At 63.8% G+C, this 14577-nt stretch carries 9 protein-coding genes; 7 read left to right on the top strand and 2 right to left on the bottom strand.

All coding sequences use genetic code 11. From position 1 onward, the window contains the following. Nucleotides 1-31 precede the first annotated feature (31 nt). From K940_RS0107825 to K940_RS0107795, 7 genes are all read left to right on the top strand, one after another. Nucleotides 32-1231 carry an MCE family protein gene (locus tag K940_RS0107825; protein WP_051406990.1) on the top strand — a complete coding sequence of 400 codons (1200 nt, stop codon included), beginning with the start codon at nt 32-34 and terminating at the stop codon, nt 1229-1231. Continuing rightward, entirely contained in the window at nt 1228-2505 is a 1278-nt protein-coding gene (locus K940_RS0107820) for an MCE family protein (protein WP_028477070.1), read from the top strand. The genes K940_RS0107825 and K940_RS0107820 overlap by 4 nt, the downstream gene beginning before the upstream one ends. Beyond that, complete coding sequence (locus K940_RS0107815) at nt 2502-3743, top strand: MCE family protein (protein WP_028477069.1); 1242 nt, start codon at nt 2502-2504, stop codon at nt 3741-3743. The genes K940_RS0107820 and K940_RS0107815 overlap by 4 nt, the downstream gene beginning before the upstream one ends. Before the next feature lie 106 nt (nt 3744-3849). Next, the gene (locus K940_RS0107810; protein ID WP_155980784.1) at nt 3850-4503 is read left to right on the top strand and encodes a hypothetical protein; all 654 of its coding nucleotides are present in this window, start codon (nt 3850-3852) and stop codon (nt 4501-4503) included. A gap of 138 nt (nt 4504-4641) precedes the next feature. Continuing rightward, a complete protein-coding gene (locus K940_RS0107805; RefSeq protein ID WP_231390287.1) occupies nt 4642-5259 on the top strand; it encodes a hypothetical protein in 618 nt (205 codons plus the stop codon). Between the two features lie 404 nt (nt 5260-5663). Continuing rightward, nucleotides 5664-9167 (top strand): DNA-directed RNA polymerase subunit beta, encoded by a 3504-nt coding sequence (locus tag K940_RS0107800; protein WP_028477066.1) that lies wholly within the window; start codon nt 5664-5666, stop codon nt 9165-9167. 137 nt (nt 9168-9304) lie between these two features. Continuing rightward, nucleotides 9305-13258, top strand: coding sequence for a DNA-directed RNA polymerase subunit beta' (locus K940_RS0107795; RefSeq protein WP_028477065.1), 3954 nt, complete (start codon nt 9305-9307; stop codon nt 13256-13258). 87 nt (nt 13259-13345) lie between these two features. Here K940_RS0107795 and K940_RS0107790 read toward each other — a convergent pair whose 3' ends face one another. Both K940_RS0107790 and K940_RS0107785 read right to left on the bottom strand, forming a co-directional pair. Then, a complete protein-coding gene (locus K940_RS0107790) occupies nt 13346-13639 on the bottom strand; it encodes a putative quinol monooxygenase (protein WP_028477064.1) in 294 nt (97 codons plus the stop codon). A gap of 307 nt (nt 13640-13946) precedes the next feature. After that, entirely contained in the window at nt 13947-14438 is a 492-nt protein-coding gene (locus K940_RS0107785; RefSeq protein ID WP_028477063.1) for a histidine phosphatase family protein, read from the bottom strand. Nucleotides 14439-14577: the final 139 nt, after the last annotated feature.

The following is a 14577-nucleotide window of genomic DNA, read 5'->3' as shown; positions in this document are numbered from 1 at the left end:
GCGACATTCCAGCCGGGGCGCCAAGGCGACCATGGTGCTGGTGGTCGTCCTTGCAGTTCTGGTGGCCGGAGTGCTCTGGTGGTTGTTCAACCGGATGAACACTACCAAGATCACCGCGTACTTCGATCGTTCGGTCGGCATCTACGAGGGTTCGGATGTGCGCATCCTCGGAGTCCCGGTCGGCTCGGTGGATTCGGTGCGGCCACAAGGCGACCAAGTCGAAATCGTGATGTCCGTGAACCGCAGGTTCGACGTGCCCGCCGATGCGCGGGCAGCGCAGATCACTCCCTCGGTGGTGTCGGACCGCTACATTCAGCTGACACCGGTCTACACCGAGGGGCCCAAGATGCCTCGCAACGCCACGATCTCCCGTGATCGCACCGTCACCCCGGTTGAGATCGACGAGATGTACAAGAGCATCACCGAGCTGTCGGAGGCGTTGGGACCCAACGGAGCCAATGCCGAAGGCGCAGTGAACGAGTTGGTGCGCACAGGCGCTGCGAACCTGGCGGGCAATGGCGAAGCGTTGGCCAACAGTTTCACCCAGTTGTCGCGCGCGGCGCGATATCTGTCGGAATCACGCGGCGACATCTTCGACACCATCGAGAATCTACAGACTTTCGTCAGTATGTTGGCGCAGAGTGATCAGCAGGTGCGGCAATTCAATACGCAATTGGCCGACGCATCGACCTTTCTGGCCAGCGAGCGCGAAAATCTCGGCGCCACATTGAATCTGCTGTCGATCGCGCTCGGTGACGTGGCTCGATTCATCGACGACAACCGGGATCTGGTTGCCAGCAATGCCGACGCTTTGGTCACACTCACCAAAACGCTGGCCGACCAGCGTGATGAGCTCGCTGCCGCCTTACCGGTGTTACCCGTGGCGCTGAGCAACCTGGTCAATATCCACAATGCCGAGTCGGGCACGCTCGATATGCGCGCGAACTTCCCGGAGTTGCAAGACCCGTTCGGGGTTGTGTGCAAGTTGCTCGATCTGTCCAAATTGCGGCCCGGTGATCCCCAGTTCGAGGCGCTCGGTCGGCAAATGCGGCCCGTGCTCGATCACTGCAAGGAGATCACCGACCAGATCACCGCCGGAGTGAAGACGCCGACACTGATCTTGCCGTTCGGCATTCTCAGCGGTGAGAACGAGCAACGCGATCCGGTGCCGGGCTCCGTGCCCGGCACACCGTCGGATCGGCTTCCGCCGTCGCAGGAGGGGAACCGATGACCGCACGAATCCGTACCGCCACCCGCGGACTCGGCGCCGCGCTGGTGCTCGGTGTCTCCGCGGTCCTGGTCACCTCATGCGGCGGCAACGGCATCTATGCTGTGCCGTTGCCCGGTGGCGCCGATGTCGGCGCCACCCCGATGCACATCGATATCCAGTTCGAAGACGTCCTCGACTTGGTGCCCCAGTCGGCGGTCAAACTCGAAGGAGTACCGGTCGGCCGGGTCGAGGAGATCACTCTCGGTGCCGACCAATGGACCGCTACCGTACGGACGTTGGTGAACTCCTCGGTGGAGTTGCCGGCCAATGCGCATGCCGAGGTCAGGCAGTCGAATCTGCTCGGTGAGAAGTTCATCGAGCTATCCCCGCCCACGGCCGATCCGGATCCGCAGCGGCTGCGTGACGGCTCGGTGATCTCGCTCGAACGCACCAGACACGCGACCGAGGTGGAGCAAGTACTCGGTGCGTTCTCGCTGCTGCTCAATGGTGGTGGCGTCGCTCAGTTGAAGCCGATCGTCACCGAATTGAACAAGACCCTCGGCGGTCGCGAGGACCGAGTGCGTTCCCTGATCGAGCAAGCGAACACGCTGATCGGTGGTCTGAACCAGCAGGTGGATGACATCACCAGGGCGTTGGACGGCCTCGACACGCTCAGCAGCAGGCTCAGCGGCCAGACCGACCAGATCGGCAAGGTTCTGGAGCAACTGCCCGAGGGCATCACGATCCTGGAGGAGCAGCGTCCGCAACTGGTCGGTCTGCTCGGCCAGCTGGATCGCCTCGGCCAAGCCGGCTTCGATGTCCTGAATACCGCGAAGGACGATCTGATTCGCGACCTCACCTCGCTGCGGCCCACGTTGCAAGAACTCGGTCGCGCCGCGCCGGATCTGGTGACCGCCTTTCCGCTGATCCCGACCTATCCGTTCCCGGACTCCTCGCTGGAGGGAACGTTCGGCGGACAGGTCAACGCCTGGCTGTCGGTGGACCAGCAGATCGGTGTCACCCTCGGCAATCTCGGCGTGGGCAAACCCGACCCGGTATACATACCGCCCGTCGGTCCGGAGGTTCCGGTGAACCCGACCAACCCCTATTACAACGGTAATGGCCCGCGGCCGGGCTGGCCGACGGTCTCGCTGTTCCCCTTGCCCCCGATCATTCCACCGCCACCTGCCGCAGGGCCGCCGCCGGCTCCGGATGCGCCGCCCGCGCCAGCGGTGGCGCCCGATCCGTTGGGCACGATCCTCGAGCAACTCGGTGTAGGGAGTGGTCCGCAGTGACACGTCTGGTCCGGTGGCAGTTGGTCGCCTTCGTGGTGATCGCAGTGGTGGGGGTCGTTTTCGTCGGTGCTAAATACATCCGACTCGATCACATGCTCGGATTCGGCGAATACACGGTGAAGTTGCGGGCTGCGCATACGGGCGGCATCTACAAGGGTGCCGAAGTAACCTACCGGGGCGTTCCGGTGGGCAGGGTCGGCGAGTCGGAGATCACCGGGGACGGTGTGGTGATGGACCTTCTGGTCGATACGGGCGCCCCGAAGATTCCGGCGTCGACGAAGGCGGTGGTGGCCAATCGCTCCGCGATCGGTGAGCAGTACGTCGACCTGCAGCCCGAGTCCGACTCGGGCCCGTACCTGCGGAACGATTCGGTGATCACCTCGGCGACGTTGCCGGTGCCGGTCGATGAGTTGATCGCCAGCGTGGACGGGTTCGCCAGCTCGGTGGACTTGACCGCATTGGGCACCACCGTCCGTGAGCTCGGCACAGCCTTCGACGGCAAGGGCGACGATCTGCAGGTTCTGGTCGATTCGCTCAACACGTTCAGTGAATCGCTCCACGCGACGCTGCCGCAAACCGTTCGGCTCATCCAGGACGGTCGAATCGCATTCGGCACCCAGGCCGAACAGTCGAGCGCCATTCGCCAGTTCGGCGACGGTCTGGACAAGCTCACCGCCCAATTGCGCTCCAGCGATCCGGATATTCGCAGGCTGATCGGTACTGGAACCGACGCGGGGGAGCAAGTCGGCGCACTGCTCGACGAGAGTGCTGGCACGCTCACCGAAGATCTGGCCAACGTGCGGCTGGTCTTGCAGGCGGCTTCGCCGAAGTTCTTCGCGCTGAGACCGTTGTTGCAGATGCTTCCGCAGTTGTCGATCGGCGGGTCTTCCACGGCGCCGGGCGATGGGACCAGCCATTTCGGCCTGGTGCTGGAGACCAACAATCCGCCGGCCTGTACGGTGGGCTACGAGGGCACCTATCGGATCCTCGAACAGATGAAGGCGCAGAACCCCGATTTCGACGACACGCGCGACGATTTTCCGTTCAACAAAGACGCCAAATGTCTGGTTCCATTCGGTAATCCGACAGCCGTGCGAGGTGGCGAACGTGCCGATTTGGCTGATCCAGCCATCGTCCAGCCGTGGGATTCGAATCCCAAGACCGATCCGGAGAAGTTGAACCTGACTCCGGCCGCGCAACAGTTGGCGTTCTTGCTCGGGGTCACGCCGAAGCGGTGAACAGGAGTGATGACAGTGGAGTGTCCGGCGTGAGTGACCGCAACGCGCAAGTCGGCGACGTGGCAGCGTGGGGTACGCCCGTGCCGTGCGCCGGCGAGGCGTCGTGATGACACCCGATGTATCCGAGCGATCCGATCCAGCTCTATCACAGGAGGAGTTGGAGCCGGCGAAGGCATCGACGCTCGCCAGAGTGGTGTTCGTCGGTTCGGTTGCTGTACTGCTCGTCGCGTTGGTCGCCGCGGTGGCGTTCGGCGCGAGGTGGGGGTACTCCGCGTCGACTTCCGATTCCCGCGGCGATGCGCGAGACGCGGCGCTGAATGGCGCGCGCCAAGCGGTGTTGAACTTGATGGCTATGGATGCCGATGACGTGCCCGGTTCGCTCGAACTGGCCAGGTCTTCGATGACCGGCGCTCTGCTGGAACATACGAACGAGATCGCCGACCAGCTCGAAGAGCAGGCACAACGCGAAGGTGACTGGACTTCGAAAGTGCTCAGCGGTGCTCTCATTTCGCTGGACAGTGAGCAAAACAGTGCGTCCACGTTGCTCGTCGTCCAACAGACCGGGAGCGACGAAGCTCAGGCGCCCATCGTGCAAATCCATACCCTGGCCGTCGATGTGATCAAGGACGGCGAGGTGTGGAAGGCCGAGCAGATCGCTGTGGTGGGCACACCGATATCGGCGAGCGCTGGTCCTTCGGCCGGCTCGCCACCTGCTCCGGCGGTGGACGAACCGCCGGCAGTGCCGGAACCGGGACCGTAGGAGGGGCCACTCATGACATCGCGCCGACCGGTCAACCGAGTCACTGCGAAGCGTCGCACCGACACCGAGGCGTCCACTGGTGTTCGGTCCGTTCGTACCGAACGTTCTGCGTCATCGCGCAAGTCTCGTGGAAGCAGGGTGTCCCGGTCCGCAGCGTCGACGAACGCTACCGAGCAGCGTGCCAGGTCGATGCCGGCGTCTCGGGGGCGCGCGGCTCCTGCAGCCCCGGATCGCTCATCGGAATCCGACGTGCGTCGCCCGCGTCGGGGTGTTACGGCCGGATTGCTGGTCGCTGCTGTCCTCCTGGGAGGATTCGCATGGATCGCGGCGCAAAGGCCCGGGGTCGACTCGCCGGCCGACCCGTCGAATCAGGCGTTCGTGAACGACGCGGCCACGCAGGAAGTGCGGGCGGCTGCGGCGCATGCGCTGGGGACCATCTACAGCGTGGATCAGGAGAACATCGAAGCCTACCGAGGCAATGTCGAGCAGGTGTTGACGGAGGAGATGTTCGAGGCGCAAGACGAATTCACCGGTTATACACTCGCGCAATTCGAGCGGGCCCAAGCCGGTGCCGATGCCGTCGCCGATCCAATTGCTGTGTCGTTGCTCACAGATGATCGCGCGGAACTGCTCGTGAACCTGATCGTGAGTACCACCAAGGACGGCGTTGCGCAACAGAGTAGCTACAACCCCGGCGTCGTGCACATGCAGAAGGTGGACGGACGCTGGCTGGTGAGCGACATCATCGACCCGTGACGTGGTCATCGCCTCGGGAAGGCGCAGCGCGCCAGGGGATCTCGTCGGCGCTTCGGGTAGGGCTGCCACTTGACGAGTTTCTCCCGACCCGTCACGCTATTCACAGTAGCGGCAGCCGCACAGCGGCCATAGCGCCACCGCGGACGGGATTCAGCCAGCGAATCCGGTCCGGCGCGCCAGGCGGGCAGGCCATTGCCTGGGTGGTACTTTGACACCTCCGCCGATAGAGGTGTAGTTTTGGACGTTGCGCTGGCTGCCTCCTGTCCATTCCTCGATTTGCACACGTAAGTTCACCCTTCCGGTGTTGCTTTCGATGGTGCCTGTTCGAGTTTCGTTCGGGTTGTGACCAGCGGAATTCGTAGCAGACAAGCGACGGTCGCGGACCACCACGCGACGCGCGTGAGGTGCTGGAAGGACGCATCTTGGCAGTCTCCACCCAGACCAAGGCAGTTGCCGGAATACCCGGAGCCCCGTTGCGGGTGTCTTTCGCGAAGATCCGCGAGCCCTTGGAGGTGCCCGGGCTTCTCGATCTACAAACGGAATCGTTCGCCTGGTTGATCGGTTCGCCGGAATGGCGCGGGCGGGCTGCCGCTCGCGGCGATGTGGGCCTAGTCGGTGGCCTCGAGGAGGTGCTCGAGGAACTCTCCCCGATCGAGGACTTCTCCGGCTCCATGTCTCTGTCCTTCTCCGACCCGCGCTTCGAAGAGGTCAAAGCCTCGATCGATGAATGCAAAGACAAGGACATGACCTACGCGGCTCCGCTGTTCGTGACTGCGGAGTTCATCAACAACAACACCGGTGAGATCAAGAGCCAGACGGTCTTCATGGGCGACTTCCCGATGATGACCGACAAGGGCACATTCATCATCAACGGCACCGAGCGAGTCGTCGTCTCGCAGTTGGTGCGGTCGCCGGGCGTCTACTTCGATCACGCGGTCGACAAGAGCACCGAGAAAGATCTGCACAGCGTGCGCGTCATTCCGAGCCGTGGGGCATGGCTGGAATTCGACGTGGACAAGCGCGACACCGTGGGTGTGCGCATCGACCGCAAACGTCGCCAGCCGGTCACCGTGTTGTTGAAGGCGCTGGGGTGGACCACCGAGGAGATCGTCGAACGCTTCGGCTTCTCCGAGATCATGATGTCGACCCTGGAGAAGGACAACACCACGGGTCAGGACGAGGCGCTGCTGGACATCTACCGCAAGCTGCGCCCGGGCGAACCGCCGACCAAAGAGTCGGCACAGACCCTGCTGGAGAACCTCTTCTTCAAGGAGAAGCGCTACGACCTGGCGCGCGTGGGTCGCTACAAGATCAACAAGAAGCTGGGCATCCACCTCGGCGAGCAGATAGCCGGCTCGGTGTTGACCAGGGAAGACATCGTCAACACCATCGAATATCTCGTTCGCCTGCACGCGGGCGACAAGAGCATGACCGCCCCCGGAGGGTCGGAAGTCCCGGTGGAAGTCGATGACATCGACCACTTCGGCAATCGTCGCCTACGCACGGTCGGCGAACTGATCCAGAACCAGATCCGGGTCGGCCTGTCCCGGATGGAGCGGGTGGTTCGCGAGCGGATGACCACCCAGGACGTCGAGGCGATCACACCGCAGACCCTGATCAACATTCGTCCCGTTGTGGCTGCGATCAAGGAGTTCTTCGGAACCTCCCAGCTGTCGCAGTTCATGGACCAGAACAACCCGCTGTCGGGTCTGACCCACAAGCGTCGGCTTTCGGCACTGGGCCCGGGCGGCCTGTCCCGAGAGCGCGCGGGACTGGAGGTTCGTGACGTTCACCCGTCGCACTACGGCCGCATGTGTCCGATCGAGACGCCGGAGGGGCCGAACATCGGCTTGATCGGCTCGTTGTCGGTCTATGCGAGGGTGAATCCGTTCGGATTCATCGAGACGCCCTACCGCAAGGTGGTCGACGGCCGGGTCACCGACGATGTCGTCTACCTCACCGCGGACGAGGAAGACCGCCATGTGCGTGCCCAGGCCAACTCGCCGGTAGATGCCGACGGACGTTTCCTCGAAGACCGGGTGCTGTGCCGCCGCGGTACCGAGGAGAACGAACTCGTCGCAGCGACCGACGTCGACTACATGGACGTCTCGCCGCGGCAGATGGTGTCGGTTGCCACCGCCATGATCCCGTTCCTCGAACACGACGATGCCAACCGTGCCCTGATGGGTGCGAACATGCAGCGTCAGGCGGTTCCCCTGATCCGCTCGGAGGCGCCGATCGTCGGTACCGGCATGGAACTGCGCGCGGCGGTCGATGCGGGTGACGTCGTGGTGAACGACAATGCCGGCGTGGTCGAGGAGGTCTCGGCGGACTACGTGACCGTCATGGCCGACGACGGGTCGCGCAAGAGCTACCGGATGCGCAAGTTCAACCGATCGAACCAGGGCACCTGCTCGAACCAGCGCCCCATCGTCGACGAGGGACAGCGGGTGGAACAGGGCCAGGTTCTGGCCGACGGACCCTGCACCCAGAACGGTGAGATGGCGCTCGGCAAGAACCTGCTCGTCGCGATCATGCCCTGGGAGGGTCACAACTACGAGGACGCGATCATTCTGTCGCAGCGCCTCGTGGAGGAGGACGTGCTCACCTCGATTCACATCGAGGAGCACGAGATCGATGCGCGCGACACCAAGCTGGGCGCCGAGGAGATCACTCGAGACATCCCGAACGTCTCCGACGAGGTCCTCGCGGACCTGGACGAGCGGGGCATCGTGCGCATCGGCGCCGAGGTGCGCGACGGCGACATCCTGGTTGGCAAGGTCACCCCGAAGGGCGAGACCGAGCTGACTCCCGAGGAGCGGCTGCTGCGCGCGATTTTCGGGGAGAAGGCCCGAGAGGTCCGCGATACTTCGCTGAAGGTGCCACACGGCGAGTCCGGCAAGGTCATCGGCATTCGCGTGTTCTCTCGCGACGACGACGACGATCTGCCGCCCGGCGTCAACGAGTTGGTCCGGGTGTACGTTGCGCAGAAGCGCAAAATCCAGGACGGCGACAAGCTGGCCGGACGGCACGGCAACAAGGGCGTGATCGGAAAGATCCTGCCCACCGAGGACATGCCGTTCCTCCCGGACGGCACTCCGGTCGACATCATCTTGAACACGCATGGCGTGCCGCGGCGAATGAATATCGGACAGATCCTCGAGACCCACCTGGGCTGGATCGGTCGGGCCGGATGGAATGTCGACCTCGTCGACGGCGCCCGCCCGGACTGGGCGCGGGCGCTGCCGGAGCACATGCTGGGCGCTCCGGCGGAATCGAACATCGCGACGCCGGTGTTCGACGGTGCGCGCGAGGAGGAGTTGACCGGACTGTTGGGCTCCACACTGCCCAATCGGGACGGCGAGCGCATGGTCGACGACGACGGCAAGGCCACGCTGTTCGACGGCCGCTCGGGTGAGCCCTTCCCGTACCCGGTCGCGGTCGGCTACATGTACATCCTGAAGCTGCACCACTTGGTCGACGACAAGATCCACGCGCGTTCGACCGGCCCGTACTCGATGATCACCCAGCAGCCGCTCGGCGGTAAGGCGCAATTCGGCGGTCAGCGCTTCGGGGAAATGGAATGCTGGGCCATGCAGGCCTACGGTGCGGCGTACACGCTGCAGGAGCTGCTGACCATCAAGTCCGACGATGTGGTCGGTCGCGTGAAGGTCTATGAGGCGATCGTCAAGGGCGAGAACATTCCGGAGCCGGGTATTCCGGAGTCGTTCAAGGTCTTGCTCAAGGAACTCCAGTCGCTGTGCCTCAATGTCGAGGTGCTGTCCTCCGACGGCGCCGCGATCGAGATGCGTGATGGTGACGACGAGGACCTGGAGCGTGCGGCGGCGAACCTGGGCATCAACTTGTCGAGGAACGAAGCAGCCACCGTGGACGATCTGGCGAACTAGCTGATCGACCGGATGTCGCCACAACACGGCATCCGGTCGCAGGCGCATTACCGGAGCGTCGGTCGAATGCACTCTCGGCAGGCACTCACTAATGAACTTTTGCTCGAATTCGACCCGCACAGGGGAAAGGAAGTTACGTGCTAGACGTCAACTTCTTCGATGAACTTCGGATCGGCCTGGCCACCGCCGAAGATATTCGCCAGTGGTCATATGGCGAGGTGAAGAAGCCGGAGACCATCAACTACCGCACGCTCAAGCCGGAGAAGGACGGCCTGTTCTGCGAGAAGATCTTCGGCCCCACTCGCGACTGGGAATGCTACTGCGGCAAATACAAGCGCGTTCGTTTCAAGGGCATCATCTGTGAGCGCTGCGGCGTCGAAGTGACTCGCGCCAAGGTGCGTCGTGAGCGGATGGGCCACATCGAACTCGCCGCTCCGGTCACGCACATCTGGTACTTCAAGGGCGTGCCGTCTCGGTTGGGGTACTTGCTGGACCTGGCGCCGAAGGATCTCGAGAAGATCATCTATTTCGCCGCGTACGTCATCGTGGCCGTCGACGAAGATCTGCGACACAACGAGCTGTCCACTCTCGAGGCCGAAATGGACGTCGAGAAGAAGGCTGTCGCCGATCAGCGCGACGCCGATCTCGAGGCTCGCGCGCAGAAACTGGAGGCCGATCTCGCCGAGCTGGAGGCCGAAGGCGCGAAGTCCGACGTGCGCCGCAAGGTCAAAGACGGCGGCGAGCGCGAGATGCGCCAGCTGCGCGACCGCGCCCAGCGGGAGCTGGACCGGCTCGAGGAGATCTGGAACACCTTCACCAAGTTGGCGACCAAACAGTTGATCGTCGACGAGGTGCTCTACCGCGAGTTGGTCGATCGGTATGGCGAGTACTTCACCGGTGCGATGGGCGCGGAATCCATCCAGAAGCTGATGGAGAACTTCGATATCGAGGCCGAAGCCGACCTGCTGCGGGAGACCATCCGCAGCGGTAAGGGCCAGAAGAAGTTGCGGGCGCTCAAGCGGCTCAAGGTCGTCGCAGCCTTCCAGGCCAATGGCAACTCGCCGATGGGCATGGTGCTCGACGCGGTTCCGGTGATCCCGCCGGAGCTGCGCCCGATGGTGCAGCTCGACGGCGGTCGTTTCGCCACGTCCGATTTGAACGACCTGTACCGTCGCGTGATCAACCGCAACAACCGCCTCAAGCGACTGATCGACCTCGGCGCACCCGAGATCATCGTCAACAACGAGAAGCGGATGCTGCAGGAGTCCGTCGACGCATTGTTCGACAACGGGCGCCGCGGTCGTCCGGTCACCGGGCCGGGCAACCGTCCGTTGAAGTCGCTGTCGGATCTGCTCAAAGGCAAGCAGGGCCGGTTCCGGCAGAATCTGCTCGGTAAGCGCGTGGACTACTCCGGTCGATCGGTCATCGTCGTGGGTCCGCAGCTGAAATTGCACCAGTGCGGTCTGCCCAAACTCATGGCCTTGGAGCTGTTCAAGCCGTTCGTGATGAAGCGCCTGGTCGACCTGAACCATGCGCAGAACATCAAGTCGGCCAAGCGGATGGTCGAGCGGCAGCGGCCGCAGGTGTGGGATGTCCTCGAAGAGGTCATCGCCGAACACCCGGTATTGCTCAACCGGGCACCTACCCTGCACCGTCTCGGCATCCAGGCCTTCGAGCCGCAGCTGGTGGAAGGCAAGGCCATCCAGCTGCACCCGCTGGTCTGTGAAGCGTTCAATGCCGACTTCGACGGCGACCAGATGGCCGTGCACCTGCCGTTGTCGGCCGAAGCGCAGGCCGAAGCGCGCATTCTGATGCTGTCGTCCAACAACATCCTGTCGCCGGCATCGGGTCGACCGTTGGCCATGCCACGCCTGGACATGGTGACCGGCTTGTACTACTTGACCCGCCATGAAGAGGGTGCGCGGGGCTCGTATCGGCCGGCTGCCAAGGACGCTCCGGAGCAGGGTGTGTACTCCTCACCAGCCGAGGCGCAGATGGCCGTGGATCGCGGCGAGCTCACGGTGCGTTCGCTGATCAAGGTCCGTTTGTCCGATCAGCGTCCGCCCAAGCACATCGAGGACGAGGTATTCCCCGAGGGATGGCGCCGAGGCGACGCCTGGACCATCGAGACCACCTTGGGCCGGGTGTTGTTCAACGATCTGCTGCCGGTGGACTATGCGTTCATCAACGAGCAGATGCCGAAGAAGCGTCAAGCGACGATCATCAACGATCTCGCCGAACGCTACCCGATGATCGTGGTCGCACAGACCGTCGACAAGCTCAAGGACGCTGGCTTCTACTGGGCCACCCGCTCGGGCGTGACGGTCTCGATGTCCGACGTGCTCGTGCCGCCGGAGAAGGCCGAGATCATGGAGCGCTACGAGGCGCAGTCGGATCAGATCGAGAAGAAGTACCAGCGCGGTGCGCTCGATCACCAGGAACGGAACAACGCCCTGGTCAAGATCTGGCAGGAGGCGACCGAGGAGGTCGGCAAGGCGCTGCGCTCGCATTACCCGGCCGACAACCCGATCATTACGATCGTCGACTCCGGCGCGACGGGCAACTTCACCCAGACTCGGACGCTCGCCGGGATGAAGGGCCTGGTGACCAGCCCCAAGGGTGAGTTCATCCCACGGCCGATCAAGTCGTCGTTCCGTGAGGGCCTCACGGTTCTGGAGTACTTCATCAATACTCACGGTGCCCGGAAGGGTCTGGCCGACACCGCGCTGCGCACCGCCGACTCGGGCTATCTGACCCGACGTCTGGTCGATGTCTCGCAGGACGTCATCGTGCGTGAGCACGACTGTGCCACCGAGCGCGGCATCGTGGTGCCGATCGCGGAGAAGCAGCTCGATGGCTCGCTCATTCGCGACGCGCATGTGGAGACCTCGACCTATGCGCGCACGCTCGCCGCCGACGCGGTCGACGAGCAGGGCGCAGTGATCGTGGCGAAAGGCGCCGATCTCGGTGACCCTGCGCTCGAGGCGTTGCTCGAGGCCGGGATTTCCGCAGTGAAGGTCCGGTCGGTGTTGACCTGCACCACCGGCACCGGCGTCTGCGCCACCTGTTACGGCCGTTCCATGGCGACCGGCAAGCTGGTCGATATCGGTGAGGCCGTTGGTATCGTCGCCGCTCAGTCCATCGGTGAGCCGGGTACCCAGCTGACGATGCGCACCTTCCACCAAGGCGGTGTCGCCGGCGACGACATCACCGGCGGTCTGCCGCGAGTCCAGGAGCTGTTCGAGGCTCGGGTACCGAAGGGGAAGGCGCCCATTGCCGAGGTATCCGGTCGCGTGCGGCTGGAAGACGACGACCGCTTCTACAAGATCACCATCATCCCGGATGACGGTGGCGAAGACGTGGTCTACGACAAGCTGTCCAAGCGGCAGCGGTTGCGGGTGTTCAAGCACGATGACGGCACCGAACGTTTGCTCTCGGATGGCGATCACGTCGAGGTCGGCCAGCAGTTGTTGGAAGGCGCGGCGGACCCGCACGAGGTGCTGCGCGTGATGGGCCCCCGGCAGGTTCAGGTCCACCTGGTCCACGAGGTCCAGGAGGTCTACCGCTCGCAGGGTGTGTCGATCCACGACAAGCACATCGAGGTCATCGTGCGCCAGATGCTGCGCCGCGTGACGATCATCGACTCGGGTTCGACGGAGTTCCTGCCCGGCTCGCTCACCGAGCGCGCCGAGTTCGAGGCCGCCAATCGTCGAGTGGTCGCCGAGGGCGGGGAGCCTGCGTCGGGTCGCCCGGTGCTGATGGGTATCACCAAGGCGTCGCTGGCCACTGATTCGTGGTTGTCGGCGGCATCGTTCATGGAGACCACACGAGTTCTGACGGATGCGGCGATCAACAGCCGCTCCGACAAGCTCATCGGCCTCAAGGAGAACGTGATCATCGGCAAGTTGATCCCGGCCGGTACCGGTATCAACCGTTACCGCAATATCCAGGTTCAGCCCACCGAAGAGGCTCGCGCCGCTGCGTACGCGGTGCCGTCGTACGACGACACCTACTACAGCCCGGACAGCTTCGGTCAGCCCACCGGTGCCGCGGTCCCGCTGGACGATTACGGCTTCAGCGACTACCGCTAGTCGCTGCTCGCTCGATCACAACGCGCACGGCCCCCGCTCCCGTCAGGGAGTGGGGGCCGTGCGTCGTGCGGCGTCAGGCCGGCGCAGTCACTTGATCTCGTTGTACTTCCGCAGGTCGAACGGCTCGACCAGAATGTTCTCCAGCCCGGCGATGACTGCCTTCAGGTGGGGCGTTTCGAAGTGCGTTGCCAGCGCGTCGGCGTCGACCCACTCCTCCAACAGCGCCATCCGGGTCGGGTCGGCGTAATGCTGATACAGCTCGTAGCTGATGCAGCCTTCCTCGGCACGAGTCGGTTCGAGAGCCGCTTCCAGCACCTCTCGTACTTCCTTCTCCTTGCCCGGCTTGGCGATGAAGCGGACATTGAGCACCAATGTCGACATGAGCGTCTCCTACTGTTTGCATTCACAATTGTCGAATCGCCGCTGAGGACTTCCTCGCCGTGAGCGGAGCCGTAGCCGTTTGCGACACCCTGTGGTCTGGCCGGGTTCCAGCGGACGACAGTGGTCTGCTGGCCTGCCCAATATCTGTCTTCGGGTGATGTCGGAGTCCCGGAGCGGGCCTCGGCCCTGACGAAGCGCATCGATCTTAGCTCGCTGGCCGGTAGGGCCGACCGGGCACCTTTCGAGGTCTGTGCGAGACGGTTGGTCGACAGGTACCCGGTCACGCCGTCCTGGCATCGCCGAGCAGTCAGCGCGGGATGTGGAAGTGAAGCAGTTCCCCGGCTGCCGGGGCGACATCGGACCACGAGCCGTCGAATCGAAGAATGGCCAGCGCGGAGGTGGGGAACTTCCCGCTGAGTTCGATGGCGGGTGCGCAGTCGCGATTGCTCGCCAGTTCCCATGCCGTCTGTGGCATGCCGGGCGCATGCCCGATCAGTAGCAGGGTCGCGACGTCGTCATCGGCGAGTTGGATCAGTTCGATCAGTGTGGCCGGCCTGGCTTCGTAGATCGCGGCGTCGAACACGACCGGAGCGGTCACTCCCAGGGCGGCGAGAGTCTCGCGGGTACGGGTGGCCGTGGAGCAGCGCACCGCGTCGATCGGAGGTTGAGTTTCCTGCAACCACCGACCGGCCATCCCGGCTTGCCGTCGGCCCCGCGGTGCCAACGGTCGCTGGTGATCGTCCACGCCATCGGGGTAGGCCGACTTGCCGTGCCGCATGAGGATCAGGGTGCGTGCCATGCAGATACCGTAGAGGCTCCGGAAGCGAGATTTCGACCATACTCGAGGCACACTGAAAGCGGCATCACATTTGGGCTGAAGCCGGCGCTCCAGTGGCACGACGAGCCACCGCCACAACACCAGGAGCGGCCACAGCCCA

It is taken from the genome of Nocardia sp. CNY236, from assembly GCF_000482385.1.
Lineage (GTDB): Bacteria > Actinomycetota > Actinomycetes > Mycobacteriales > Mycobacteriaceae > Nocardia.
The sequence above is the reverse complement of the archived record's forward strand: the minus strand, read 5'-3'. Positions and strand labels throughout refer to the sequence as shown.

Excerpts from the sequence above, each read along its gene's own strand:
- K940_RS0107825 (WP_051406990.1), top strand. The coding sequence starts at position 32 with ATGGTGCTGGTGGTCGTCCTTGCAGTTCTGGTGGCCGGAGTGCTCTGG.
- K940_RS0107820 (WP_028477070.1), top strand. The coding sequence starts at position 1,228 with ATGACCGCACGAATCCGTACCGCCACCCGCGGACTCGGCGCCGCGCTG.
- K940_RS0107810 (WP_155980784.1), top strand. The coding sequence starts at position 3,850 with ATGACACCCGATGTATCCGAGCGATCCGATCCAGCTCTATCACAGGAG.
- K940_RS0107790 (WP_028477064.1), bottom strand. The coding sequence starts at position 13,639 with ATGTCGACATTGGTGCTCAATGTCCGCTTCATCGCCAAGCCGGGCAAG.
- K940_RS0107785 (WP_028477063.1), bottom strand. The coding sequence starts at position 14,438 with ATGGCACGCACCCTGATCCTCATGCGGCACGGCAAGTCGGCCTACCCC.